This is a genomic window from Rhodoferax sp. XS2R6, assembly GCF_056521365.1.
The window spans coordinates 98,298-122,930 of the sequence record NZ_JBWMAY010000001.1 but is presented as its reverse complement, the minus strand read 5'-3'; the positions used below and the strand labels follow the sequence as shown (position 1 = coordinate 122,930).

Here is a 24,633-nt window from a genome sequence, read left to right as displayed (position 1 = left end):
TCCTTAGGTTCATTCCAAATTCTGTGCGCGGAGTTCAGCGCGGGTCGGCAGGCCTTCCATGTCGCCGACCACCTGCAGCGCGCGCGAGGCAATCCAGTTGGCGCGGCGCACGGCCTGCGACCAAGCCAGCCCTTCGAGCTGTGCACTGATGATGCCCACGGCAAACGCGTCACCAGCGCCCACGGTGTCCACCACCACCGGTACGGGTACGCCGGGCACCAGGCCCTGCTCGTCAGTGGCCGTGCGGAAGTAGGCGCCTTCAGCGCCTTGTTTGATGACCACCGCCTTGGCGCCCCGGTCCAGGTACCACGCGGCAATGTCGGCCGGGGTGGTTTGGCCGGTCAGCAGCCGGCCTTCTTCAATGCCCGGCAGCACCCAGTCCGCGTGGCGGGCCAGGTCGTTGAGGGTGTTGCGCATGGTGGCCACATCGGGCCACAGGCTGGGGCGCAGGTTGGGGTCAAACGACACGCTGCGGCCCGCGGCACGCAAGGTCAACATGGCGTGGGCTACCAGCTCGCGGGCGGCGGGCGACAGGGCCGGTGTGATGCCGGTGGTGTGCACATGGCGTGCGCGCAGCGCGTAGTCGGTTTTCAGGTGCGCCACGCTGAGTTGGCTGGCGGCCGAGCCGCGGCGGTAGTACTCGATGGCGGGGTCACTGCCGTCCACACTGCGTGACTTGAGCATGAAGCCGGTGGAGCGCTGTGGGTCGGTCTCGACCTGCGAGGTGTCTACACCCTCAGCCTCTATTGTTTTGCGCACATAGCTGCCAAACGAATCCGCCCCGAGGCGGCTCACCCAGCCCACCTTGAAGCCTAGGCGCGCCAAGCCAATGGCCACGTTGGTGTCGGCCCCGGCAATCCGTTTGCTGAAGCTCTGCACCTCGGCCAGCGGGCCGGGCTCTTGTGCCACCAGCAGCGCCATGGTTTCGCCCATGGACAGAACGTCCAGGGCTTCGGGCATGGTGCTCATGCCGCCAACTCCCCACGGTTCACCGCTTCCAGTGTGGAGGCCACGCCTTGTGTTTGCAGTGATTGCAGCAAGGGCACCAGCGCGGCCGTGAGCGCTGCATGGCCCGCCAGATCGCCAAACACTGGCGCATAGGCCAGCATGGCCTGCACGGTTTGCGTATTTACACCGAGAGCCAGCGACTGCTGGTGCAGCGCGGTGAGCGCCGCCGCGTGCGGGTCATCAATCCGGTAACTCTGGCCCAGCTCGTCCACGCCACGCAGGTAGTGCATCCACGCGGCCAGACCCAGGGCCATGCGTGTGATCGGGAGACCTCGCGCCAGGCGGTCGCGCAGTGTGCCCAGCAGGCGCTGCGGTAGCTTTTGTGAGCCGTCCATGGCGATCTGATGCGTGCGGTGGGCCAGCGCTGGGTTGGCGTAGCGGGCCAGCAGGTTGTGGCGGTAGGCCGCCACGTCCAGGCCCGGCAGTGCAGGCAGCGTGGGTTCAATCTCGTCGCGCATCAGCGCTTCGATGTGCATGCGCAACGCGGGCTGCCCAATCGCTTTGTCCACCGTTTGCCAGCCCGCCATGGCGCCCAGGTAGGCCAGGCTGGAGTGGGTGCCGTTCACCATGCGCAGCTTGAGTTTTTCAAAAGGCTCGGCGTCCGGCACAAAGCGTGCGCCGCCCAGTGTCCAGTCGGGGCGGTCGGCAGCAAATTCGTCTTCAATCGCCCAGTCAAAAAACGGCTCCCCGAGCACGGGCCAGGCATCCACGCAGCCCAAGGCGGCGCTGACCGTCTCGCGGTCCGCATCAGTGGTTTTAGGCACGATGCGGTCCACCATGGAGCATGGAAAACGGCATTGGCCCTCTATCCATATGCGCAGCGTGCTATCAATTTCTTCAGCAAACCGCAGTACTGCGGCACGCAGCACGCGCCCATTGGCCGGCAGGTTGTCCAACGACATCAGCGTGAGCGGACTGTGGCCGCGGGCGTGGCGCAGCTGCAGGCCGTAGACCAGCATGCCGATGGCGGAGCGGGCGACAAGCGGGTGGGCCAGGTCGTGCACGATGTCCGGGTGGTCCAGGCGCAGCGTACCGGTGGCCGGGTCGTGGCAGTAGCCTTTTTCGGTCACGGTCAGGCTCACGATGCGGGTGTCGGGGGCAGCAATGGCGTTCAGCACCGCTTGCGGATTTTCGGGTGCGACCAGCAGGCTGCGTACGGCGCCTATGACTTGCAGGCGCTGGCGGGGCTGGCCTTGCGCATCTGCATCACGAATCGCCAGCGTGTACAGACCATCCTGCGGCGCGAGGGCATCGCGGGTATCGGCTTGGCGCAGCGACACACCCACCATGCCCCAGCGCAAGTCGCCCGCGCCAATTGCAGCCTCGGTGGCCGCTGCCATGTGGGCGCGCATGAAAGCGCCAATCCCGAGGTGGACGATGCCGGTTTTCAGCGCTTGGCGGTCATAGGTCGGTCGGGCCACGGCGGCGGGTAGGGCGCCTACCGTGTTGTCATTCAAACGTTGCATATCCACTATCACCAGTTGGTCAGCGTGCCATCGTGTTGCAGGCGGTTGACCGGCAGGTAGGCGCGTTTGTAGGGGTACTTGGCGGCCAGCTCCTCGTCAATCGTTACGCCATGGCCGGGGGCCTCGCCGGGGTGCATGTAGCCGTCTTTAAAGCTGTAGGCGTGGGGGAACACGGCATCCGTCTCATCCGTGTGGCGCATGTATTCCTGGATGCCAAAGTTGGGCACCCACAGGTCGAAGTTGAGCGCAGCGCCCATGCACACAGGTGACAAATCGGTGGCGCCGTGCGAGCCGGTGCGCACTTGGTAGAGCGCGGCCAAGTCCGCAATGCGGCGCAGGTGGGTGATGCCGCCGGCATGGACCACGGTGGTGCGGATGTAGTCGATCAGCTGGTTCTCGATCAGGTCCTTGCAGTCCCAGATGGTGTTGAAAATCTCGCCCACCGCCAGCGGCGTGGTGGTGTGCTGGCGAATGAGGCGGAAGGCCTCCTGGTTCTCAGCGGGGGTGGCGTCTTCCATCCAGAACAGGCGGTAGGGTTCCAGGTCTTTGCCCAGGCGGCCGGCCTCGATGGGGGTGAGGCGGTGATGCACATCGTGCAGCAGGTGGATGTCTGGCCCTACGGCGGCGCGCACTTTGTCAAACAACTCGGGCGTGTGGCGCAGGTACTTCTCGGTAGACCAGTCGTGTTCGCTGGGCAGGTCGGCATCGGCGGGTTCGTAAAACATGGTGCCGCGGCCCACGCCATACACCTTCTCCAGGCCCGGCACGCCACTCTGCGCGCGTATGGCCTTGTAGCCCATCTCCTTGTAGCGCAACACTTCTTCCACGGTCTGGGTGATGTCTTTGCCATTGGCGTGGCCGTAGACCATGACGCCGGTGCGGCTCTTGCCACCTAGCAATTGGTAGAGCGGCATGTTGGCAGCCTTGGCCTTGATGTCCCACAGCGCTGTGTCCACCCCGGCAATCGCGCTCATGGTGACCGGGCCGCGGCGCCAGTACGCACCCTTGTAAAGGTACTGCCAGATGTCTTCGATCTGCTGCGGGTCGCGGCCTATCAGGCAGGGAATGACGTGTTCGGTCAGGTAGCTGGCCACGGCCAGTTCGCGGCCATTGAGCGTGGCGTCGCCAATGCCGGTCAGGCCTTCGTCGGTTTCAATCTTGAGGGTGACAAAGTTGCGGCTGGGCGCGCAGATGATGACTTTGGCGGAGGTGATTTTCATGGTGGTAGATAAATGGGTTTACATCACGGCGCCTAGCGCCCAGGGTACAAATTCGTTTTGGCCGTAGCCGTGCAGCTCGCTCTTGGTCTTGCGGCCAGAGGCGGCAGCCAGCATCTCCTGGAAGATGCGCTCGCCCAACTGCTCCACGCTCTCGCTACCGTCGATGACGGTGCCGCAGTTGATGTCCATGTCTTCCTCTTGCTTGGCCCACAGCGCGTTGTTGGTGGCCAGCTTGAGTGAAGGCGAGGGCGCGCAGCCGTAGGCAGAACCGCGGCCGGTGGTAAAACAAATGAGGTTGGCGCCACCCGCCACCTGGCCGGTGGCCGACACCGGGTCGTAGCCCGGGGTGTCCATGTAGACAAAACCTCGTGCCGTGATGGGTTGGGCGTACTCGTACACGTCCACCATGGGCGTGGTGCCACCTTTGGCGATGGCACCCAGTGATTTCTCCAGGATGGTGGTCAGCCCGCCGGCCTTGTTGCCCGCAGACGGGTTGTTGTCCATCTCGGCATGGTGGCGGGCGCAGTAGTCGGTCCACCACTGCAGGCGGGCCTCCAGCTTATCGGCCACGGCTTGCGACACGGCACGCTGCAGCAGCAAATGTTCGCCGCCATAAATTTCCGGCGTCTCGGACAGCACCGCAGTGCCACCGTGGCGCACCACCAGGTCCACCGCCGCGCCCAGGCCAGGGTTGGCGCTGATGCCGGAGTAGCCGTCCGAGCCGCCGCATTGCAGCCCGACGATGAGATGGCTGGCCGGTACGGGTTCACGCTGCACGGCATTGGCCTCGGGCAGCAACTGCCTCACCACCTCAATGCCACGCGCCACGCTCTTGGCCGTGCCACCCGTGTCCTGGATGCTGAAGGTCACCAGCTTGGCTCCTTCGCGCAAGCCTTCCTGCGCCAACAGGCCCTGGATCTGGTTGGTCTCACAACCGAGACCCACCACAATCACGGCGGCAAAGTTGGCGTGGCGGGCATACCCCGCCAGCGTGCGACGCAGCACCTGCAGGCCTTCGCCCTCGCTGTCGGTGGCGCAGCCGGCACCATGAGTCAGGGCCACGATACCGTCCACCTGGGAGAAGGCGGCCAGGGCTTCGGGGTGGATGTCGCGGCGGAAGTGGTCGGCAATGGCGCGCGCCACGGTGGCCGAGCAGTTCACGCTGGTCAGCACGCCAATGTAGTTGCGCGTGGCCACCCGTCCGTCGGGTCGCTTGATGCCGTCAAAGGTGGCCGGGGTGTCCACATAGGCCACGGGCCGCACATCTCCACCCACGGTGTGGCCACGGTCAAAGCGGCTGAAGGCCAGGTTGTGGGTGTGTACGTGCTGGCCAGGTGCGATGGCCTGCGTGGCCGTGCCAATGATCTGGTTGTAACGCCGTACCGGTTCGCCCGGTGCGATGGCACGTACTGCAACTTTGTGGCCCGGCGGAATCAGGCCTGACACGGTGATGCCTTCGGACTCGATGCGGGTGCCGCCCAGCAACTGCTGCCGGGCGATGACCACATCGTCGGCCGGATGGATACGAATCACCGGGTTCATTTGATCAGGCCCATCTGCTGTGGCAGCCACAGCGTGAGTGCCGGAATGTAGGTGATGGCCACCAGCGCCAGCATCAGCGGAATCAGCCAGGGCAGGATGGCCATGGTGGTGCGCTCCACCGACAGTTTGGAGATGCGCGCCAGCACAAACAACACCATGCCCAGCGGCGGATGCAGCAGCCCCACCATCAGGTTCAGCGTCATGATTAGGCCGAAGTGGACCGGGTCGATGCCCAGCTTGAGCACGATGGGCAGCAAGATGGGCACCAGGATGGTGATGGCGGCAATGGTGTCGATGAAGCAGCCCACAAACAGGATCAGCAGGTTGGCCAGCAGCAGAAACACCCACTTGTTGTCGGTGATGGACAGAATCCAGTCGGCCAGGGCCTGTGCCGCTTGGGTGGTGGTGAGCAGCCAGGCAAAGATGGACGCAGCCGTGACGATGAAAAGCACCGAGGCGGTGGTTTCAATCGTCTCAAACGTGGCCTGCGCCAGCGTGCGGATGCTCATGGAGCGGTAGCGCACCAGGCCCAGAAACAGCGCCCAGATGACGGCGGCCACGGCGGCTTCGGTGGGCGTGAACCAGCCCATGGTCATGCCACCAATCAGGATCACTGGCGCCATGAGGGCCAGCACAGCCGAGAAGTTGAAGCGCCAGTCCAGTAGCAGCAGCGCCACAAAGGCACTGCCCGCAGCCAGGTTGACCGAGGCCCCGGCTTTCACCGCCAGCCACACCGCCATGGGGAAGGCCAGCACCACCAGAATCTCCAGCGTGGCACCGCCCAGGCGACCCCAGTGGAAAGCGACGTCGCCGCCCCAGCCATTGCGGCGGGCAAAGTAGGCCACGGTCACCATCATCAATCCGGTCATGAACAGGCCGGGCAAGATGCCAGCCACAAACAGGGCGCCGATGGAGACGTTGGCCATCATGCCGTAGATCACAAAGGGCAGAGAGGGCGGAAAGATGGGGCCCAGCGTGGCCGAGGCCGCGGTCACGCCCACGGCAAACTCGGTGCTGTAACCATGCTCTTTCATCGCCTTGATCTCGATCGAGCCCAAGCCTGCGGCATCGGCAATGGCCGTGCCGGACATGCCCGAAAACACCACGGAGCCGACGATGTTGACCTGGCCCAGGCCGCCTTTCATCCAGCCCACCAGGGCCACGGCAAAGTTGTAGATGCGGCCGGTGATGCCGGCCACGTTCATCAGGTTGCCCGCCAAAATGAAGAAGGGCACGGCCAGCAGCGGGAAGGACTCTATGCCCGCAATCATGCGCTGCGCCAGCACAATATCGGGCACGCTGCCCGAGACCAGGATGTAGATGAGCGAGCCACCCGCCATGGCCACTGCCACGGGCAGGCCACACAGCATCAGCCCCAAAAAGGAAACAATCAGGATCAACATGGTGCAGGGTCCGTTCAGTCGGTGGAACCGTCAAAGAAGCCGGGGTTTTGCAAGGCAGAGAAGCCGCGTCGCCAGTTCTCTACCGCTACCTGCACGGCGCGCACGGCCATCAGGGCAAAGCCGGCAAACGCGAGCCAGTACACATGGCTCTTGTTCCAGTTGATGGTGGTCATGGGTTCGTTGTCCACCGCCAGCGCGTAGCGGGCAATCAGCCAGGCGCCGTAGCCGTAAAAGGCGATGGCTGCCACATCCACCAGGGTGGACAAGGCGCGCCCGGCAGGCGTGGGCAGGTAGCGGTAGACCAGGTTGACCTGGATATGCCGCACCCGCCGCACACACATGGACGCCCCAATGAACACCACCGGCATCAGGCAGTACACGGCCAGTTCTTCGGTCCAGGCGTACGAGTCGTTGAGCACGTAACGGCTGAAGAACTGCAGAAACACCAGGCCGGTCATGGCCCAGAAGAATCCGAAACACACCCAGTCTTCCACGCCGTAGACCGAGAGGTCGACCGTGTGCTGGTCGGCCTCCGCAAAGCTGGAGACCAAGGCCTCCGCGCTGGTCTCGGTCGGGTGAGACTCGGCTGCGCCGCCTGAGAGGGGCAGGGAGCTATGGAGCGTCATGTCGTGTCGCCTTACTTGATCGCCTGGATGCGGTCCCAGTCGGACTTCTGGTAGCCGTACTGCTCAAAGGGCACGTTCTTCAGCACGGTGTCGCGGAACTCGCCGGTGTTCACCTCGGTCACGCTCACGCCCTTGCTGCGGAACACGGCGGCCAGCTCGCTTTCGCGGGCGGCCACTTCACGTGAAGCCTTGGCAGCGGCTTCCAGCGCCACGTCGCCAAAGATCTTCTTGTCCGCGTCCGACAGCTTTTTCCACAGACCACCTGCCATCACCGTATTCAGGTGGTCCACGATGTGGCCGGTCAGCACGATGTGTTTTTGCACTTCGTAGAACTTCTTGGCCTCGATGGTGGGCAGCGGGTTTTCTTGGGCCTCCACGGTGCCGTTCTGCAGCGCCAGGTAGACCTCGGCAAACGCGATGGGCGAGGTGTTGGCACCGCAGGCACGTGGCATGGCCAGGTAGGCGGGCACATCCGGCACACGCATCTTCAGGCCTTTGAGGTCGGCGCACTTGGCAATAGGCTTGTTGCTGGTGGTGTGGCGGGTGCCGTAGTAGGTGGTGGCAATGATTTCGTTGCCGCTTTTTTGTTCGTAGCCGGCTGTCAGCTCTTTGTAGATGTCGCTCTTGGTGTAGGCCAGCAGGTGGTCCACATTGCGGAAGGTGTAGGGATAGTAGGTCACGCCGATGCGGGGGAAGGCCTTGGCCGCAAAGCTGGAGCCCGAAATGATGATATCCACCGTGCCTAGGCTCAGGCCCTGGTTGATGTCGTTCTCTTTGCCGAGCTGTGACGCGGGGTACACGTCGATCTGGTAACGGCCACCGGTGCGCTTCTTGATTTCTTCAGCCGCCCAGACGGATGCGGTGTGGAAGGGTTCACCCGGCTCGTAGACGTGGGCCCATTTGAGCTTGGTCTGCGCGAAGGCAGGGGCGGCGACCACCAGGCTTGCAGCCAGGGCCAGGGTAATGCGTGTCAATGTCATGCTCTTTGTCTCCTCTTGTTGTGAATATTGCGCAGCCGGGTCGTCACCGGGGGTTAGCCGGGGACGAGCTGCACCTTGGTACTGCGGCCTCTGTCCAAAGCCAGATCGAAGGCCGCTTTCGATTGGCTGATCGGCAACTGGGCGCTGATGAGCGGGCGCACGTCGGCCCGCCGGCTGCGAATGGCCTGCACGGCCCAGTCAAATTCAATGTCGGCGCGGAAGGCGCCCACGTAGTCCAGCTCGCGCGACATGATGTCGTTGGCGGGAAACGGAATTTCGGGCGGCAGCGTGCCCACCTGCACCACGCGCCCGCCGCGGCGCACCGCCGCCAGGCAGCTGGCCAGCGCGGCGGGGTGGCCGGCGGCTTCCAGCGCCACATCCACGCGGCCTTTCCAGGCTGTGGCATCGGGCAGGGCTTCGTCGGCGCCCACGGTCAGCGCCATCTCACGGGCGCGCTCGCTGGGGTCGCAGGCAATCACGCGGCCGGCACCGGCCAGGCGCGCGGCAATGATGGACATGCAGCCAATCGTGCCCGCGCCGGTGACCAGCACCGTGGCGCCCAACACTTCACCCGCGCGGCGCACCGCATGCAGGCCCACCGACAGGGGCTCCGCACAGGCAATCTCGCCCAGGCTCACGTCTTCGTCAATGGCGGTGAGCTGGGCCTCGTGCATGACAAAGTGCTCGCGGAAGAAGCCGGGGATGTGCGGGAAGATGGCCGCGCTGCCCAGGAACACCATCTTCTCGCACAGGTTGCTGCGCCCGCCGCGGCAGGCGGGGCACAGGCCGCAGGGGTGGGCGGGGTTGACGGCCACTTTTTGTCCGACGTGCACCTTGGTTACGCCGTCACCTACGGCATCCACCACGCCCGAGGCCTCGTGCCCCGGCACAAAGGGCGCGCGGATGGCGAAGATGCCGGCACGGCCGTGTTGGTAGTAGTGCAGGTCTGACCCGCAAATGCCACCGGCGCCCAGGCGCAGGCGCACCTGGCCGGGGCCGGGCTCCTGGGGGATGAGTTGCTCCACGCTGAGGTTCAGCGGGCCGTTCAGGGTGCAGGCAAGGCTCATGGTGGTGTCCGTTGGGTTCACGCGTCGGCGGGGGTGGTCAGGCTGGCGGAGAAGCGACCGTGCGAGCGGTCCAAGTGGCCGCTCATGGCGGCGCGGGCCATGTCGGGGTCTTGGGCGGCAATGGCCTCGACCACAGCGCGGTGTTCGTCCACCGCCTGCTGCCAGGTGGCTTCGCGCTCAAAGTGGCCGCCCAGGGCTTGGAACATCGGGCCATTGCGCTCGTCAAACAGCTGGGTCACCACCGCTTGCAGGGCGCTGTTGTCGCTGGCCTGGGCAATGCGGAGGTGAAAGGCTCGGTCGCCCCGGATGGGCAGGGTGTGCGCGGCAATGTCGGCTTCCATGTCACGCAGGGTTTCCAGCAGGTCGGGTACCAAGGTGGGGTCGGTGCTGCGGGCGGCCAGTGCGGCCAGCTCGCATTCGATGAGCTGGCGGGCGCGGATGATTTCCAGCGGGCCGTGCGCGTTGTCCAGCAGGCGCACGCTCTCGCGGCCAATGACGACAATGCCCGAGCCCATGCGCACCTCAATCAGGCCTTCCACTTCCAGCGCAATCAATGCTTCCCGCACCGACGGGCGGGACACGCCCATCTTGGCCGCCAGGTCGCGCTCGGCGGGCAGCTTGCTGCCCACGGCAAATTCACCGCTCTGGATGAGCTGGCGCAGCTGGTCGGCAATCTGGCGGTACAGCCGGCGGGGCTCTATGGGTTGGAAGGGCATGCAGGAAATTTGGCTAAAAGGTAAATTGGTAAGACCAGTTGGCCGAATTGTGGGCTGATTTGGCTTCTTTGGGGTCTAGGGTTTTCCCGACAAGGCAACTTGCGGGCGTAAAAAAACCGCCTCCCGGGCGGTTTTTGCTATTCATTTAGGAGCTGCTTGCGCAATGGATACGGGGGCTAGGTGCCAATTTGGCTATAAATCCAGCACTAAGCGCGGGCTCTTGGCGCGGGAACAGCAGGGCAGGAACTGGTCATTGGCCGCTTGCTCGTCGGGCTCCAGGTACTGGTCGCGGTGGTCGGGCGTGCCGGCCTTCACGCGGGTGAGGCAGGTGCCGCACACACCTTGCTCGCACGACATGGGAATGTCCAGGCCCGCGGCGTGCAGGGCGGCCAGCGCGCTCTGGTCGGCCAACACCTTGATGACCTTGCCGGTGCTGGCAATCTCCAGCTCAAAGCTGCCGTCGTGGCTGTGGTCCACCGGGGCGGCGCCAAAGTACTCGCGGTGCAAGCGCTCCTCCGGCCAGCCAGCAGCGCGGCCGGCGTTTAGCACCGCATCCATAAAGCCCTGGGGGCCACACACATAGAGGTGGGTGCCCGCCGGGGCCTGCTGCAGCGTGGCGGCAATGTCCAGCTTTTGCGCTGCCTCGCCATCGTCAAAGTGGTGCTGCACCTGGCTGGCAAAGGGCGCGGCCGTCAGGCGGCTGATGAACGCCGTGCGCGCCCGGCTGCGGTTGCAGTGGTGCAGCGTGAAGGGCTGGCCGGTGCCGGCCAGGTGTTCGGCCATGGCCAACATGGGTGTGATGCCAATGCCACCGGCCAGCAGCAGGTGGTGCGGCGCCGTCGCTTCCAGGGGGAACAGGTTGCGCGGCGTGCTGATGGTCAGCACGCTGCCCTCATTCACCAAGTCGTGCACAGCAGACGAGCCGCCTCGCGAGGCCGCATCACGCAGCACGCCAATCACGTAGCGCTGGGTCTCGCCCGGTGTGTTGCAAAGGGAATACTGGCGCTGCAGTCCATTGGGCAGGTGCACGTCGATGTGGGCGCCGGCCGTGAAGGCGGGCAGGGCGCCGCCGTCGGCAGCGACCAGCTCCAGGCTGCAAATGTCCTCAGCCTCGCTGCGTTTGTGCGCCACGCGCACCTGTATGGTGGTGGTGCTCATGCCGAGACCGCGTTTTCGGCCTCGATAACGCGATCAATCACCTTGCGCGACTGCACGCCGCCGGTGTCGATGTTGAGCATCAGCAGCTTGCGCTGGGGGTTGGCCAGCAGGTTCTTTTGCTGGCGCTCCAGCATCTCCTGGTCTTCGCCAAAAATCTTGCCCTGGCCTTCGCGGATCTGGGCCGTCAGCTCGGCATCCTGCGGCTTGAACTTGCGCGCCATCCCCCAGAAGTAGTGGATGCTGGTGTCGGTCTCGGGGGTGATGAAGTCCACCACCCAGCTTGCGGCCTTGAATTCGTCCGGGGCGTTGTAGCCGCCGTGGCCCTGCAGCGCCACACCCACCTCAATCATGATGTGGCTGGGTGGCGTGAAGTGGCAGATCTGCCAGCGGTCTACCGGCTGGTCGTCGGGCAGGCCGTTCATGCGCAGCGCCATCCTCCAGAACGGTGGCGCCTCAATGCCCTCCATGAAACGCTCGGTGATCACATGGTCGCCGTCCACCCGGGTCTGGCAGGGCACTTCGTCAATTTCCTTCTGGCCAATGCTGGTGCTGTGCACATAGGTTTCGTGCGTCAGGTCCATCAGGTTGTCGATCATCAGGCGGTAGTCGCAGGCAATCTCGTACAAGCCGCCGCCATAGCCAAACTGCGGATTGCCCAGCCACTCAAACTGGGGCACCAGGGCCACGTCCGCCTTGGCCGCATCGCCAGGCCAGACCCAGACAAAGCCATGCGCCTCGTGGATGGGAAAGCTGCGGATCGCAGGAAAGCCGCGCGTGCGCTGGCAGGGCATGGACACGGTTTTGCCGTCGCAGCCCATGGCCAGGCCGTGGTAGCCGCAGACCAGGGTGTCGCCTTCCACCTTGCCCAGCGAGAGCGGGGCACCGCGGTGCGGGCAGAAGTCTTCTACCGCCGCCACCTGGCCCGCGCTGTTGCGGAACAGGGCCATGGGGTGGTTGCAGATGCGGCGGCCCAGGGGGCGGTCGCTGGGGATTTCTTCGCTGCGGGCGGCAACGTACCAGGTGTTGATGGGAAACATGGCCAGGCTCCTTGGGTTGGAATTCTTCATTCAGTATGCTGAATGACGCAAATCATAGACCCAAGTCAATTCCAAGGCTAGGGGGCAGGAATGAGGGTTTTCCCTCGAAATGGGACGAATCCGACGACTGGTCGGGGGCCTTGGGCTATGCGCTGTCGGATGGTTGATCCGGCATATCGGCCTGGTCTTCAGGGGCTGGCGTGTTCAGGTGCACAAACTTGCGCAGCAGGCGCAAAAACTCCTCGCGCTCGGCCGGCTCCAGGGCGTCCAGCAACTGTGCGTACATGGGTTCCACGCGCGGCAGCATGTCGGCCAGCACCGCCTCGCCCTCGGGGGTGAGGCGCAGTGCGCGCTGGCGGCGGGGCAGCAGCTCGCGCACGATCCAGCCCTTGGCATCCAGCCGCGCGGCAATGTCGGCGGTGGTGGACGTGTCCAACGCCACCCGCTCCGCCAACGTCACTTGGTCCATGCCCGGCGTGTCCTGCAGCGCCCGCAACACCGCGTACTGCACCGGCGTGATCTGCTTGCCATGCGTCTTGGCAAAGGTGCCCACCGCCAACTGGTGCGCCCGGCGGATCAGGTGCCCGGGTTCGGCTTGCAGGGGGATGGGGGAGGTGCTGGGGCGGGTGGGCATGGAGAGGAACTATAAAACAGCAGTCATATTTGGGCTTTACACCTGTTTATTTGAAACTGATAATTATCAGTATTAGCTAAAAATGCCTAAACATGAACACCTCTGACCAGATCTTCCACCGCAAGACCTACGCTGAGCAGATGGCGCAGCAACTGCTCCAACCCTCACCCTTGCACATGAACGTTCGCTCGGGCGTGTTTTTATCCGGCATTCGCCGGGTAGGTAAAACCACTTTTTTGCGCCGTGACCTCGTGCCCGCGCTAGAGGCTTTGGGGGCGCTAGTCATTTATGTAGACCTATGGGCTGACCGCAGCAAAAGCCCTGCCGCCTTGGTGTTGGAAGCCGTGCGCAATACCTTGCTACAGCTGCAAACACCGGGCTCCGGGCTGCTACAGCGGTTCAAGGGCCTCAACCTGGGGGCTGCGGGTTTCAGCTTCGGGTTTCAGTTGGACAGCCTGGGCACCACCAGCGGCACCACGCTGGCCCAAGCGTTTGCCGAGCTGGTGGCCAAAGCGCAGGTGAATGTGGTGCTCATCGTGGACGAGGTGCAGCAAGCGCTTGGCAGCGAAGATGGCACCAGCCTCTTGCATGCCCTCAAAGCTGCGCGCGATGCGGTGAACTCCCAGCCTGGCACGCCTGGGCATTTCTTGTTTCTGGGCACCGGCTCGCACAAGTCCCTGATCACCGACATGGCGACCCGCCGCGCCCAGCCATTCACCGGAGCACTTACCACGGCGTACCAAGTGTTGGGGGAGGACTTTGTGCAATGGCAGCTGGACGCCATTGCCGCTACGCCCGGTGTGGTGCTGCCCAGTGTCGCGGTGGCTTGGGCGGGGTTTCAGCTCATGGGTCATCGGCCTGAAGAGTTGTTGAAAGCACTGGTGCAACTGCAAACCGCCTCCGCCTCTGCCTCCACCCCTGCTGACCAAGCGTTTCCCATCATCTGCGCCACGCTGGCCTCGGTGGCAGCCGATGTGGAGCTGCGTGCTGTAGAAGACTTTGGCGAACTCGGCCAAGCCATATTTGCCCGCATTGCTGAGGGCAGTGAATCCGGCGTATCTGGTTTGTTTGGCGAAGAAGCATTGGCCTCGTATGCCCAGCGTACCGGCTCGCAAGTGCTACCGCCGCAAGTGCAAAACCTGGCCGACCGCATGATCAGCGCCAACCTCATCGCCCGCCCGGGCCACGGTGTCTACACCGTGGCCGACCCCTTTGTGCGCAAAGTCTGGCTCGACCGGCACAAGCTGCTTAAGCTGTAAACCTGCGCGTTAGGAGGTGCTATCGTTTCAGTAGCTGCTCGCGCATATTCCATGAGCGCTAGGTGCCGAATGGATGCCTAAACGCCTTCCACCCGGCTCCCGGTACGCCCCCAGCGCCGCGCAGCTTCTTCCGGCGTTTGCCCCTGTTCCATAAGCGCGCCCAGCGGTGCCAGCAGCGCTTGCAAGTCGGCCTCGTCAAACTTGGCGGCGCCTTCTGCGTCATGGCCGAGCACGCTGTCGGACAGCGCGAGTTTGCGGGCCTGTAGTTCCAGCATGCGTTCTTCGATGCTGCCTTCCACCACCAGCTTGTAGACGAACACCGGTTGGTCCTGGCCGATGCGGTGGGCGCGGGCGGTGGCTTGTTCTTCCACGGCGGGGTTCCACCATGGGTCCATGTGGATGACGGTGTCGGCGGCGGTGAGGTTCAGTCCTAAGCCGCCTGCTTTCAGGCTGACCAGCAGCACTGGCACTTCCAGGCTTTGGAAGCGCTGCACGATCTGGCCGCGCTGGGCGGGGCGGGTGTTGCCGGTCAGGCTCAGGAAGGGCAGGCTTAGTGCTGAGAGTGCATCGGCAATCAGCTCCAGCAGCTCGGTGAACTGCGAGAACACCAACACGCGGCGGCCTTCGTCTACCAGCGGGACCAACAAGTCGGTGAGTGTGTGGAGTTTGGCCCGCTCCATGTCGGGCGTGATGTCGCTCCCTTTCACCAAGAGTGGATCGCAACACACCTGCCGCAGCTTGAGCAGCGCATCCAGGATGCTGATTTGCGCGCCGGCAAAGTTCTGCCGTTGCAGCACGCGGCGCACCTGTTTGTCAGCGGCTACACGCACGCTCTCATACAGCTCGCGCTGGCGGCCCTGCAGTTGCACGCGCTGGATGACTTCGGTGCGCGGCGGCAGCTCGGTGGCCACGTCTTGTTTGCGGCGGCGCAGGATGAAGGGGCGCACGCGCTGGGCGAGCAGGGCGGCGCGCACCGTTTCGCCGTTCTCTTCAATCGGCTTGCGCCAGCGGGCGGCAAAGCTGCGCTGGTCGCCCAAAAAGCCGGGCATCAGCCAGTCGAACTGCGCCCAGAGTTCGCCCAGGTGGTTTTCCAGCGGCGTGCCGGTCAGGCACAGGCGGTGGCGACTTTGCAGCTGGCGCAGGGCACGGGCGCTCCGGCTGGCGGCGTTTTTGACCATTTGCGCTTCATCCAGAATGACCAGATGAAAAGGCTGCGCGGCCAGCACCTCGATGTCGCGCCACAGCAGCGGGTAGGTGGTGAGCACGAGGTCGTGCGCGGGCATGTCTGCAAACAGCGCGGCGCGGTCCGGGCCGTGCAGGTTCAGCACCTGCAAGTCCGGCGCCATGCGCTTCGCCTCGGCCTGCCAGTTGAACAGCAACGAGGTCGGCAGTACCACCAGCACTGGGCGGTCCAGGCACCCAGCTTGCTTCTCCAGCAGCACATGGGCCAGCGCCTGGGCGGTTTTGCCCAGGCCCATGTCGTCGGCCAAGATACCGCCCAGGTGCTGGGCCCGCAGGTATTGCAGCCAGGCCAGGCCTTCCAGTTGATATGGGCGCAACTGCACTTGCAATCCCGCTGGCGCCGCGACCGGCTGGGGCTGGCCGATGGTGTGCAGGCGCTTGGCCAGTGTGGCCAAGCCCGCGTCGCCTTCCAGCTGCCAGCCTTGGTGGGCGCCCACGCGCGAGGCGTCCAGCAAGCTGGCGCGTAGGGTGTTGATGCGGCGGGCTTCCCACGCGCCTAGTTGGATGGGGCCCTTGGGTGCCATACGCTGCGGGTCGGTCAACAAGTCCACCATGGCGCCGACGATGGCTTTGAGCGGGCCGGCTTCGGCGTCGATGCGCTTGCCGCCCGGTGCGCGCAGCGACACGGTGGCCAGGTCGTCCAGGCTGTCCAGATATTGGCGGGTCAGCCAGCGCGGGTCGCGTTTGATGAGGTTGGCCAGCATGGGCGCGAGGTCCAGTGTTTCGCCGTCAATCTCTATGCCCAGGCTCAGCAGCCATTCACCTTCGCGTTCGGGCAGGGCCAGTTTCTCCACACCGTGGGCCGGTTTCACCAGTGGGCTGTCCAGTTCCTTGCTCAGCACCTCACCGGTGTCGGGGCTGAGGATGAGCTTCCAGCGCTCCACTGGCACACTCTCATGCGCAAAGCCGGGTTGCACCACCACCGTCCAGCCCTTGGCCTGCAGCTGGGGTACCTGGTCGGCCCAGAAGTCGCCAAAGTAGTCTTCCTGCGGCAGCGTCCACACGCTGCCCAGATGCGGGCGCTGTTTCTGGCTGCGCCACTGAAACGTGGTGTCGACCAGTGGCACAAAGCCCAGGTCCCACACCGCGTCCATGGCGTCGGCCTCGGCCACCAGGTTGCGTTGCAGGCGCACCACCGGGCCGCCGGTGTCAAACAGGTCTTCAAATTCGGCCGGTCGGCTGTTGAGGATGGAGGTGGGGGCGGGGGTCTCCCAGCGGTCGCCCGCCGCGGTGCGGTAGGTCCAGTCGAACTGGGCCAGCGTCACGCTGTCACCGCGTGGGCCCAGTTTGCCCTGGGGCTTGAGGCCCAGCAGGCCTTCACCCCGGCCCAGCGTCATCAGCGTGATGCGGGGGCGGAACTGGCCGGCCACCGCATTCGCGTCGTCATGGTCAGGAGATGAGTTTGGCGGCAGGGGCGGCGTACGCTCGCGATTCATAGTGAAATAGGCAGCTAGCCCTCGTGGAATATGCGCGAGCAGCTATTAAAACGATAGCGAATAATGCGCTCAGAGGCCCATGCTGTGCAGCGTCACCAGGCCCTTGGGCGTCTTGAGGGTGGCGCTCAGGTTGGCCGGGCCCTCAGTGATGCTGATGCCTTCCAGCCCGATCGCTGTATAGGCGGCCTGCAGTTTGGCCGCGCTGGGGTGGGTAATGGCAATGTGGTCCAGGCTGGCTTTGCTGCGTGGCAGGCTGTTGCGCGGGTGCAGGCGCAGGGGCTCGGCTTCATCGGGCTTGCCCCATTGGATGAGCGTGGGCAGGCAGCCTTCAAACAGGCGCAAACCGTCTTCGCGCACCGTAATCTGCCAGTGCAGCACACCTTTGCGGGAGTGGCGGCTGGCCGGCATGGCCGGGCCACGGTCGATACCAAGCGTTTTGAGGGCGATGCGGGCTGCCTGTAGTTCATCCGTGCCGGCCACAAAGTGCACCAGGCGCGGTTCCTTGGTAACAGCGGCGCGCAGTTCGGGGTTGTCCAGGTCGAACCAGCGTTTGGCGTTCGGGTTGGCCGGACCTTTGGCGTTGGGGTTGATGGCGATGATTTCAAAATACGCCAGCGGGTGGGCCGGGGTGGCGATTTTGAAGAGGCGGTTGTGGGTACCGAACTGGGGGTGGTCGCCCCCGGTTTCCGGGGTCAGCCCCAGGGTGGCTTCGCACCATTGCACACCTTGGTCCAGGGTGTGGGCGGCAACAACGAGGTGGTCTATCTGTGTTTTCATCGCCGCACGATACCACCCCGCCGGGGCTGGGCAGGCCCTAGCGGCTCACCCACTTGAGCAGCATGCCCACTATGCGCATGCGCCCCGCGGTGTAGGGCGGAAAGAACATGCGGATGGTGTGCAGCCAACTGCCCTTGAGCACCGCGCGTTCGTGCGAGAAGGCCTTGAAGCCGTAAATGCCGTGTGAACTGCCGATGCCGGAGTTGTTGACTCCGCCAAAGGGCAGGTTGCCCTGCGCCACGTGCAGCACGCAGTGGTTGATGCAGGCGCCGCCAGAGCTGGTGCGCATTAACACGGCGTCGATGGTCGCCTGGTTTTTGCTCCAGATGTACAGGGCCAAGGGTTTGGGCTGGGCGTTGATGTCGGCAATCACCTGGTTCAGGTCGGTGTAGGGCAGCACGGGCAGCAGGGGGCCGAAGATTTCTTCCTGCATCACCTTGGCGTCCCGTGCCACGTTGTCCAGCAGGGTGGGGGCCACGTAGTTGGCGGCCGTGTCGATCTCGCCCCCGGCCAGCACGCGTGCGCCGCGCGCGGTGGCATCGTGCAGCAAGCCTTCAATACGCTGGGTGTGGCGCTGGTTGATGATGCGGGTGAGGTCGGTGCTGCTGCGCTGGGCTTGGGCGGTTTCGCCGTATCGGGTTTTGAGTACCGCCTGGCAGGCCGCCACAAACGCGTTGCGCACCGATGCGTGCACATACAGGTAGTCGGGCGCCACACAGGTCTGGCCGGCGTTGACAAACTTGCCCCACATCAGCGTTTCGGCAGCCTTTTGCAGGTCGGCCGTTTCGTCCACGATGGTGGGGGACTTTCCGCCCAGCTCCAGCGTAACGCTGGCCAGGTGTTGGGCGGCTGCGGCCATGACCACTTTGCCAACCGCGGGTGAACCGGTGAAGAAAATGTGGTCAAACGGCAGAGCCAGCAGGGCCTGCGAGGTGCCAAGGCCACCTTCAACCAGCGCGACCTGGTTGGGCGGAAATGCGGCTTGGACGATGGCGGCCAACACTTGCGCCACGCGGGGCGCCATCTCTGACGGCTTGAGGATGGCTGAGTTGCCCGCCGCCAGTGCAGACACCAGCGGGCTCAGCATGAGGTAGAGCGGGTAGTTCCAGGGCGCGATGATCAGGCAGCGCCCGCGCGGCTGGTATTGCACATAGGCGCCGTGGCCCAGCGTCAGTTCGGTGGCACGGATGCGGGTGGGCCGCATCCAGCCTTTGAGCTTGGCGATGTTGTGGCGAATTTCATCCAGGCTGGGGATGATCTCGGTGCCATCCACCTCGAAACGGGGTTTGTGAAAGTCGGCGGCAAATGCGTCGTAAAGGGCCTCGCGGTGGGCCAGCAGGCTGCTGCGCAGGGCTTGCAGCCGCTCAATCCGCTCGGCAGCGGTGGACTGCCGCCAAGCCAGCGCGGTGGGTAGCTGCGCGTCAAAGGTGGCCTGCAGGGATGGCAGGTCTGCGTTTTCAAGGGGTGTTGGCATGGCGGTCCCGAGCGTAGTGGTGGGAGCCAGTAGAACAGATCCAGACTCAGGCCGAATCTGGCAAGCGAGGGAGCAAACTGCGCGCTTAGCGGGCGGCGTTTTGTGTCGTGTCTTCGGCGCTTACGCGGCGGGCGCCATCAAAACGCTTGGCCCAGTAACTCACGCCCATGTCTTCCACGCGCACTTCGGCACCGGGTTTGGGGGAGTGGATGAATTTGCCATTGCCGACGTAAATGCCCACGTGGCTGAACGTGCGGCGCAGAGTGTTGAAGAACACCAGGTCGCCGGGCTTGAGGTCAGTCTTGTCGATCTTTTGGGTAGCAGCGGCTTGTTGTTCGGCTTTGCGCGGCAGCACCAGTCCGGCGGTTTGCTCGTAAATGGCGCGTACAAAGCCGCTGCAGTCAAAGCCGGTGTCGGCGTTGGTGCCACCGCGTTTGTAGGGCACGCCCAAAAAGGCCATGGAGTTCATGACCAGCTCGGTGGCGCGGGCCTCCACTTTTTCTCCAGCAGCGCTGATGCGGGACATGAGCCCGCGTTCCGCCATGAAATGGCCCATCTCGTCAGCCGTGCCTTGCGGATTGGCGTGCGCACAGGCGCAGGTCGCAAGAAGGGTGCTGAGGAGGATTTTTCGCATGTGGCGCACTCTAGGGGCAGGGCCAGGACTTGTCAAGCAATGTGACTTCTCAGATTGCCTTTCTAAGTGCTTGATTCATAACAAATTACTCCGTATGAGTTGAAGTGTATGTAATTGTGTGTATTTAAATTTGAACAATGTTCGATATTTAAAACTGATAAATTTTTGAAGAACAAGGTTTGTAATAATTGCGCTCAGTTCAATGGAAGGTGGTCTCGTGAGTGATTCCCGGCGGTCCAGGCAGGAGGCGATGGCGCAAACCCGGCGTGACCTGGTGCTGCGCGCCGTGCGCCAGGCCGTGGCAGAGGGCGGTGTTGCCAGCGCCAATGTGCGCGACATTGCCAAGCGGGCGGGTTACACCGCGGGCGCCTTGTATGCCTACTTTCCGGGCAAACAGGCTTTGTTTGAGGCGGTGTTGGCAGACAGTGTGTCGCGGGCGCAGGCGGCAGCCCAGTCGGCCAAGGTGGCGCGGGGTGCGCCCGAGGGCGCGTTTGCCGCACGGGCCCAGGCCTGGTTTGCCTATTTTCTGGCGCACCCGGCCGAGGCGCATTTGCTATTACATGTCTTGTCCAGCGACGGGCGGGGCCTCGGGCGTATGGGGGAGGGACTGGCCACGCTGCTTCTGGATTCGCTGGTGCCCGTTACCCAGGCCTTGCAGGCATTGGGCTGCAGCCCGGCGCTGCTGCAGCGCGAAACCATGGCCTTGTTGTCCATGGCGGTGGGCGTGCTGCTGATCCACGATCCCAGCAAACTCAGCGGTACCAATGCCTTGGCCGTGGAGGCACTGGCCGCCTATATAGAAAGTGTGCAGCTGCGGTTGGCCGCGGTAACTGCCCAGCCCGCCGCCGCGCCCGAGGTGCTGGCCCAGGTGGATTTGTTCGGCTAGGACCCGGCTGCCGGCCGGCGTGGCGCAGGCTGGCGGTTATGCTCACACGCAACGCAAGGAGAACGGCGATGTTGATTGAATTGGAAGAGAGCCAACTGGTGTTGGTGGACTATCAGGCCCGGCTGATGCCGGTCATGTTTGAGCAGGCCGCTGTGCTGGCCAACGCTGTGCGCCTGGCGCAGTGGGCGGCGCTGCTGGAGGTGCCCGTGGTGTACACCGAACAAAACCCCAGCGGCCTGGGCGCCACGGTGCCCGAGCTGGCATCAGCGCTGCAATCGGCAAACGCACGTTTGCTGAGCAAAATGCAGTTCAGCGCGGTGGAAGAGGGCTTGGGCGAATGGCTGCGCCCACCAGCCAAGCCGGTGCAGGGCAATGCCCGCAGCCTGCCCAAGCACCTGCAGAAACCTGCCGCCTCCGAGCGTGGCATGGTGGTAATTGCCGGTTGTGAAGCCCATGTCTGCCTGCTGCAAACCGCCTTGAATTTGCTGGAAGATGAGTTTGACGTATGGGTGGTGACCGACGCCTGCACCTCCCGCACCGAGCGCAACCGCGACGCCGCGTTTGACCGTCTGGCCGGCGCGGGCGCCGAGCTGGTGACCACCGAGATGGTCGGTTTTGAGTGGTTACGCTCGGCCGAACATCCTGCCTTCAAGGAAATGCAGGCGCTCATCAAATAGCGCAGGTTGGGTATTTGAGGGTGTTTTCAGGGCACGGCGGGGACGCCGTTGCCCGGTGCCAGTCCACTGAATTGGGGCAAGTCAGCTTGTAGCAAGTTGCTTATCCATAATTATGAATTCAGTTTGACAGGCCCGACCGGAGACACACAATGACAGGCTACGCCGACTTTCACCGCCGTTCTATCGAAGACCGCGACGGCTTTTGGGCTGAACAGTCCGCCCTGATCGACTGGCACACGCCGCCCCAGCAGGTCTGCGACTACAGCAATCCGCCCTTCGCCCGTTGGTTTGTGGGCGGCACCACCAACCTGTGCCACAACGCGGTAGACCGCCACCTGGCCACCCGGCCCGACCAGGCGGCCCTGATTGCCGTTTCCACCGAAACCAATACCGAGCAGGTTTACAGCTTTCGGCAATTGCATGCCGAAGTGCAACGTATGGCGGCCAGCCTGTTGGGGCTGGGCGTGCAAAAGGGCGACCGCGTACTGATCTACATGCCGATGGTGGCCGAGGCGGCGTTTGCGATGCTGGCCTGTGCGCGCATTGGCGCTATCCATTCGGTGGTGTTTGGTGGTTTTGCTTCGGGCTCGCTGGCATCGCGCATTGAAGATGCGTCGCCCACCGTCATCGTGAGTGCCGATGCAGGCTCGCGCGGCGGCAAGGTGGTGGAGTACAAGCCGCTGCTGGACGAGGCGATTCGCCTGTCCAGCCACAAGCCGGGTGCGGTGTTACTGGTAGACCGATCGCTGGCTGCTATGAATTTGGTAGCTGGTCGCGACCATCTGTGGCGGGACTTGCGACAAAAACACCTGGACACGCAGGTGCCCTGCGTTTGGGTGGACGCCACCCACCCGAGCTACACGCTCTACACCAGCGGTACTACAGGCAAACCCAAGGGTGTGCAGCGCGACACCGGCGGTTACGCCGTGGCGCTGGCGGCCAGCATGAAGCACATTTACTGTGGCAACGCGGGCGAGACCTACTTTTCGACCAGCGATATTGGCTGGGTGGTGGGGCACAGCTACATCATCTACGGCCCGCTGATTGCCGGCATGGCCACCATCATGTACGAGGGGCTGCCCACCCGACCTGACGGCGGCGTGTGGTGGAGCTTGGTGGAGAAGTACAAAGTGACCGTGATGTTCAGCGCGCCCACGGCGGTGCGCGTGCTCAAGAAGCAGGATCCGGAGTTGCTCAGCAAATACGACCTGTCCAGCCTGCGCGCCTTGTTTTTGGCCGGTGAGCCGCTGGACGAGCCGACCGCGCAGTGGATCAGCAATGCGCTGGGCAAACCCATCATCGACAACTACTGGCAGACCGAGACCGGCTGGCCCATTCTCAGCATTGCCAATGGTGTGGAAAAGGCTGAAAGCAAGTTTGGCAGCCCTGGCGTGGCCATGTATGGCTACAACGTCAAGCTGCTGGACGAGAACACGGGGGAAGAGCTGACGGGGGCCGACCAAAAAGGGGTGGTGGCGATTGAAGGGCCACTGCCCCCCGGCTGCATGCAGACCGTGTGGCAGGACGATGCGCGTTTTGTCAAAACTTATTGGAGCAGCATCCCCGGCAAGCTGGTGTACAGCACCTTTGACTGGGGCGTGCGCGACAAGGACGGTTATTACTTCATCCTGGGCCGTACCGATGACGTGATCAATGTGGCGGGCCATCGCTTGGGTACGCGCGAAATTGAAGAGAGTATTTCCAGCCATCCGAACGTGTCCGAAGTCGCAGTGGTCGGCGTTGCCGATGCGCTCAAAGGGCAGGTGGCGATGGCTTTCGTCGTAGCCAAAGACGCCAGCGGTCTGGTGGATGACGCGGCGAAGCTGAAACTCGAAGGCGACATCATGAAGGTGGTGGACCAAAGCATTGGCGCTGTGGGCCGGCCGGCGCGTGTGCGTTTTGTGACGGTGTTACCCAAAACCCGCAGCGGCAAGCTGCTGCGCCGGGCCATTCAGGCGGTTTGCGAGGGGCGCGACCCCGGCGACCTGACCACCATGGAAGACCCGACCGCTCTGCAGCAGATCCGCGATCTGACCACGCCGTGACGGAAGCTATTGGCCCATGTAGCTGGTATCTGCGCCCTTGCTCATGCCCACTGCACCGGTGATGTTGCCGATAGCCGTGCCGGGGATCTTGTAGGTCAGCGCGGCTTTGGACGCACCATCACCGCTGAACACGCCGTTGACATTCATGGAGCTGGAGGCCGAGAAGGTGGCGCCCGTACCAGAACCATAGGCGTTGCCACTGTAACTGACGCCATTGAACACCGTGTTAACGGTGACATTGTTGATAGAGGTGTATCCGCCGCTGAAATTTACAGTCATGGACGCGCTGGCCAAGGTGCCTACAAGAATCGTTCCGCCGGATGAGGCTGTTGGCGCTGTGCCACCAATCAGGTTGTATTCGAAGGTGCCTGTATTGGGCATGGACAACTCGGGTGTTGGCCGCGCAGCGATGTAGTGCACATTGCTCAGCGCCGTCGAGTTTGCGGTTGTCGTTTGGGTGCCACTCGCCCAGTAGCCCCAGCCAATGTAGTCTGCTGCATAAGGGTCTCCGGAGGTGTTGAAGCTGGAGACGCCGGAGGTGCCTGCCTTGTATAGGTTGCCATCGGTGTCGGCATAACTCACCAGTGGCAGATCCGCAATGACGGCTGTGGACTGGCCATTGGTATTGTTGGCGACGGAGGCGCCAGCGTCACTTTGAAACACGGCATGCAGGCCATTCGCTATGAAAATTTTGTCGCCCGACACCGTCTGGCTTTGGGGTGGTGGTACCGAGGCTTCGGTTGTGGCCCTCTCTGTGGTACGTGCCGGATCCTGATTTTTATCCTTCACGACAACCGTTTCACCAGCGGTCAGGCCGGTGCAGCCAGTATTGGTGCACACCACAATCGCATCTTGCTCGGCATTGACAGTGACCGATCCATCGGGGTTGTAGCTGATCAAAAAGGAAGAGCCGCGTATACCAATGGTGGCCGTGCTGGTGATGACTTTGTAGTTCTCGCGGTTGCGTTTTCCAATCAGGCCGGTGATGGCACGCATGCCGCCTTTGGCCAGCTCGACCAGAAAGCTGTCGGTTTTGGGGTCATTCTTGTCGGCATAACTTGCCAGTTTGAACTGGGAATTGGGTTGTATCGCCACCATGCCGCCATCGCTAAAACGGATCTGGGCCTGTGCGCCCGCACCGGTCACAATGTCATCGCCGCTTTGTACGGCACGCCCTTTTTGCAGCGGCGTGTTGCCGCCGTTGGCAGAACGCACGGCCACGTCACCAAACACAAAATTGGCAATACCTGCATCGGCAGCTTGCACATTGGATGCCGAGGCAGCGGCGACTAGCAGGCAGATGGAGGCGAGGGGGGAAGAGGTGGTCTTGCGCATGCGGGGCTCCT

21 protein-coding genes are annotated in these 24,633 nt (G+C 63.6%); 4 read left to right on the top strand and 17 right to left on the bottom strand.

The features are described from left to right. Positions 1-9: 9 nt before the first annotated feature. The 12 genes from AC097A_RS00610 to AC097A_RS00555 all read right to left on the bottom strand — a co-directional run bounded on the left by AC097A_RS00610 (position 10) and on the right by AC097A_RS00555 (position 12,857). Complete coding sequence (locus AC097A_RS00610) at positions 10-969, bottom strand: sugar kinase (protein WP_479619376.1); 960 nt, start codon at positions 967-969, stop codon at positions 10-12. Then, a complete protein-coding gene (locus tag AC097A_RS00605; protein WP_479619375.1) occupies positions 966-2,474 on the bottom strand; it encodes a mannitol dehydrogenase family protein in 1,509 nt (502 codons plus the stop codon). The genes AC097A_RS00610 and AC097A_RS00605 overlap by 4 nt, the downstream gene beginning before the upstream one ends. 8 nt (positions 2,475-2,482) lie before the next feature. Continuing rightward, a complete protein-coding gene (gene manD, locus AC097A_RS00600) occupies positions 2,483-3,694 on the bottom strand; it encodes a D-mannonate dehydratase ManD (protein ID WP_315495075.1) in 1,212 nt (403 codons plus the stop codon). An 18-nt stretch (positions 3,695-3,712) separates the two neighbouring features. Beyond that, the gene (locus AC097A_RS00595; RefSeq protein WP_479619374.1) at positions 3,713-5,236 is read right to left on the bottom strand and encodes a UxaA family hydrolase; all 1,524 of its coding nucleotides are present in this window, start codon (positions 5,234-5,236) and stop codon (positions 3,713-3,715) included. Then, positions 5,233-6,639 (bottom strand): TRAP transporter large permease, encoded by a 1,407-nt coding sequence (locus tag AC097A_RS00590; protein WP_105259471.1) that lies wholly within the window; start codon positions 6,637-6,639, stop codon positions 5,233-5,235. Before AC097A_RS00590 ends, AC097A_RS00595 begins: the two co-directional genes overlap by 4 nt. Before the next feature lie 14 nt (positions 6,640-6,653). Beyond that, positions 6,654-7,265 carry a TRAP transporter small permease gene (locus tag AC097A_RS00585; protein WP_105259470.1) on the bottom strand — a complete coding sequence of 204 codons (612 nt, stop codon included), beginning with the start codon at positions 7,263-7,265 and terminating at the stop codon, positions 6,654-6,656. An 11-nt stretch (positions 7,266-7,276) separates the two neighbouring features. Beyond that, positions 7,277-8,245 carry a sialic acid TRAP transporter substrate-binding protein SiaP gene (locus AC097A_RS00580; RefSeq protein WP_479619373.1) on the bottom strand — a complete coding sequence of 323 codons (969 nt, stop codon included), beginning with the start codon at positions 8,243-8,245 and terminating at the stop codon, positions 7,277-7,279. A gap of 53 nt (positions 8,246-8,298) precedes the next feature. Beyond that, complete coding sequence (locus tag AC097A_RS00575) at positions 8,299-9,312, bottom strand: L-idonate 5-dehydrogenase (protein WP_479619372.1); 1,014 nt, start codon at positions 9,310-9,312, stop codon at positions 8,299-8,301. A 17-nt stretch (positions 9,313-9,329) separates the two neighbouring features. Next, complete coding sequence (locus AC097A_RS00570; RefSeq protein ID WP_315478225.1) at positions 9,330-10,028, bottom strand: FadR/GntR family transcriptional regulator; 699 nt, start codon at positions 10,026-10,028, stop codon at positions 9,330-9,332. 192 nt (positions 10,029-10,220) lie between these two features. Continuing rightward, entirely contained in the window at positions 10,221-11,186 is a 966-nt protein-coding gene (locus AC097A_RS00565) for a PDR/VanB family oxidoreductase (protein WP_479619371.1), read from the bottom strand. Beyond that, positions 11,183-12,223: an aromatic ring-hydroxylating dioxygenase subunit alpha gene (locus AC097A_RS00560; RefSeq protein WP_479619370.1), complete on the bottom strand. Its 1,041-nt coding sequence runs from the start codon at positions 12,221-12,223 to the stop codon at positions 11,183-11,185. Before AC097A_RS00560 ends, AC097A_RS00565 begins: the two co-directional genes overlap by 4 nt. 145 nt (positions 12,224-12,368) lie before the next feature. Further along, complete coding sequence (locus AC097A_RS00555; RefSeq protein WP_479619369.1) at positions 12,369-12,857, bottom strand: MarR family winged helix-turn-helix transcriptional regulator; 489 nt, start codon at positions 12,855-12,857, stop codon at positions 12,369-12,371. Between the two features lie 92 nt (positions 12,858-12,949). On the opposite strand from AC097A_RS00555, the gene AC097A_RS00550 reads away from it, so the two are divergent. After that, complete coding sequence (locus AC097A_RS00550) at positions 12,950-14,116, top strand: ATP-binding protein (protein WP_479619368.1); 1,167 nt, start codon at positions 12,950-12,952, stop codon at positions 14,114-14,116. Positions 14,117-14,193: 77 nt separating this feature from the next. Here AC097A_RS00550 and AC097A_RS00545 read toward each other — a convergent pair whose 3' ends face one another. From AC097A_RS00545 to AC097A_RS00530, 4 genes are all read right to left on the bottom strand, one after another. Further along, positions 14,194-16,794, bottom strand: a complete 2,601-nt coding sequence (locus AC097A_RS00545; protein ID WP_479619367.1) for a DEAD/DEAH box helicase — start codon at positions 16,792-16,794, stop codon at positions 14,194-14,196. A gap of 69 nt (positions 16,795-16,863) precedes the next feature. Beyond that, entirely contained in the window at positions 16,864-17,571 is a 708-nt protein-coding gene (locus AC097A_RS00540) for a VOC family protein (RefSeq protein ID WP_479619366.1), read from the bottom strand. 37 nt (positions 17,572-17,608) lie between these two features. Then, positions 17,609-19,045, bottom strand: coding sequence for an aldehyde dehydrogenase family protein (locus AC097A_RS00535; protein ID WP_479619365.1), 1,437 nt, complete (start codon positions 19,043-19,045; stop codon positions 17,609-17,611). An 85-nt stretch (positions 19,046-19,130) separates the two neighbouring features. Then, positions 19,131-19,679 (bottom strand): C40 family peptidase, encoded by a 549-nt coding sequence (locus AC097A_RS00530; RefSeq protein WP_479619364.1) that lies wholly within the window; start codon positions 19,677-19,679, stop codon positions 19,131-19,133. A 217-nt stretch (positions 19,680-19,896) separates the two neighbouring features. Here AC097A_RS00530 and AC097A_RS00525 point away from each other — a divergent pair, with 217 nt between their 5' ends. The 3 genes from AC097A_RS00525 to AC097A_RS00515 all read left to right on the top strand — a co-directional run bounded on the left by AC097A_RS00525 (position 19,897) and on the right by AC097A_RS00515 (position 23,287). Beyond that, positions 19,897-20,565 (top strand): TetR/AcrR family transcriptional regulator, encoded by a 669-nt coding sequence (locus tag AC097A_RS00525; protein WP_479619363.1) that lies wholly within the window; start codon positions 19,897-19,899, stop codon positions 20,563-20,565. Positions 20,566-20,633: 68 nt separating this feature from the next. Beyond that, entirely contained in the window at positions 20,634-21,242 is a 609-nt protein-coding gene (locus AC097A_RS00520; RefSeq protein WP_479619362.1) for an isochorismatase family protein, read from the top strand. 149 nt (positions 21,243-21,391) lie between these two features. Beyond that, entirely contained in the window at positions 21,392-23,287 is a 1,896-nt protein-coding gene (locus tag AC097A_RS00515; protein WP_479619361.1) for a propionate--CoA ligase, read from the top strand. A gap of 6 nt (positions 23,288-23,293) precedes the next feature. Here the strand turns inward: AC097A_RS00515 and AC097A_RS00510 are convergent, their stop codons facing one another. Further along, positions 23,294-24,622: a FecR family protein gene (locus tag AC097A_RS00510; protein ID WP_479619360.1), complete on the bottom strand. Its 1,329-nt coding sequence runs from the start codon at positions 24,620-24,622 to the stop codon at positions 23,294-23,296. Between the last annotated feature and the right edge of the window lie 11 nt (positions 24,623-24,633).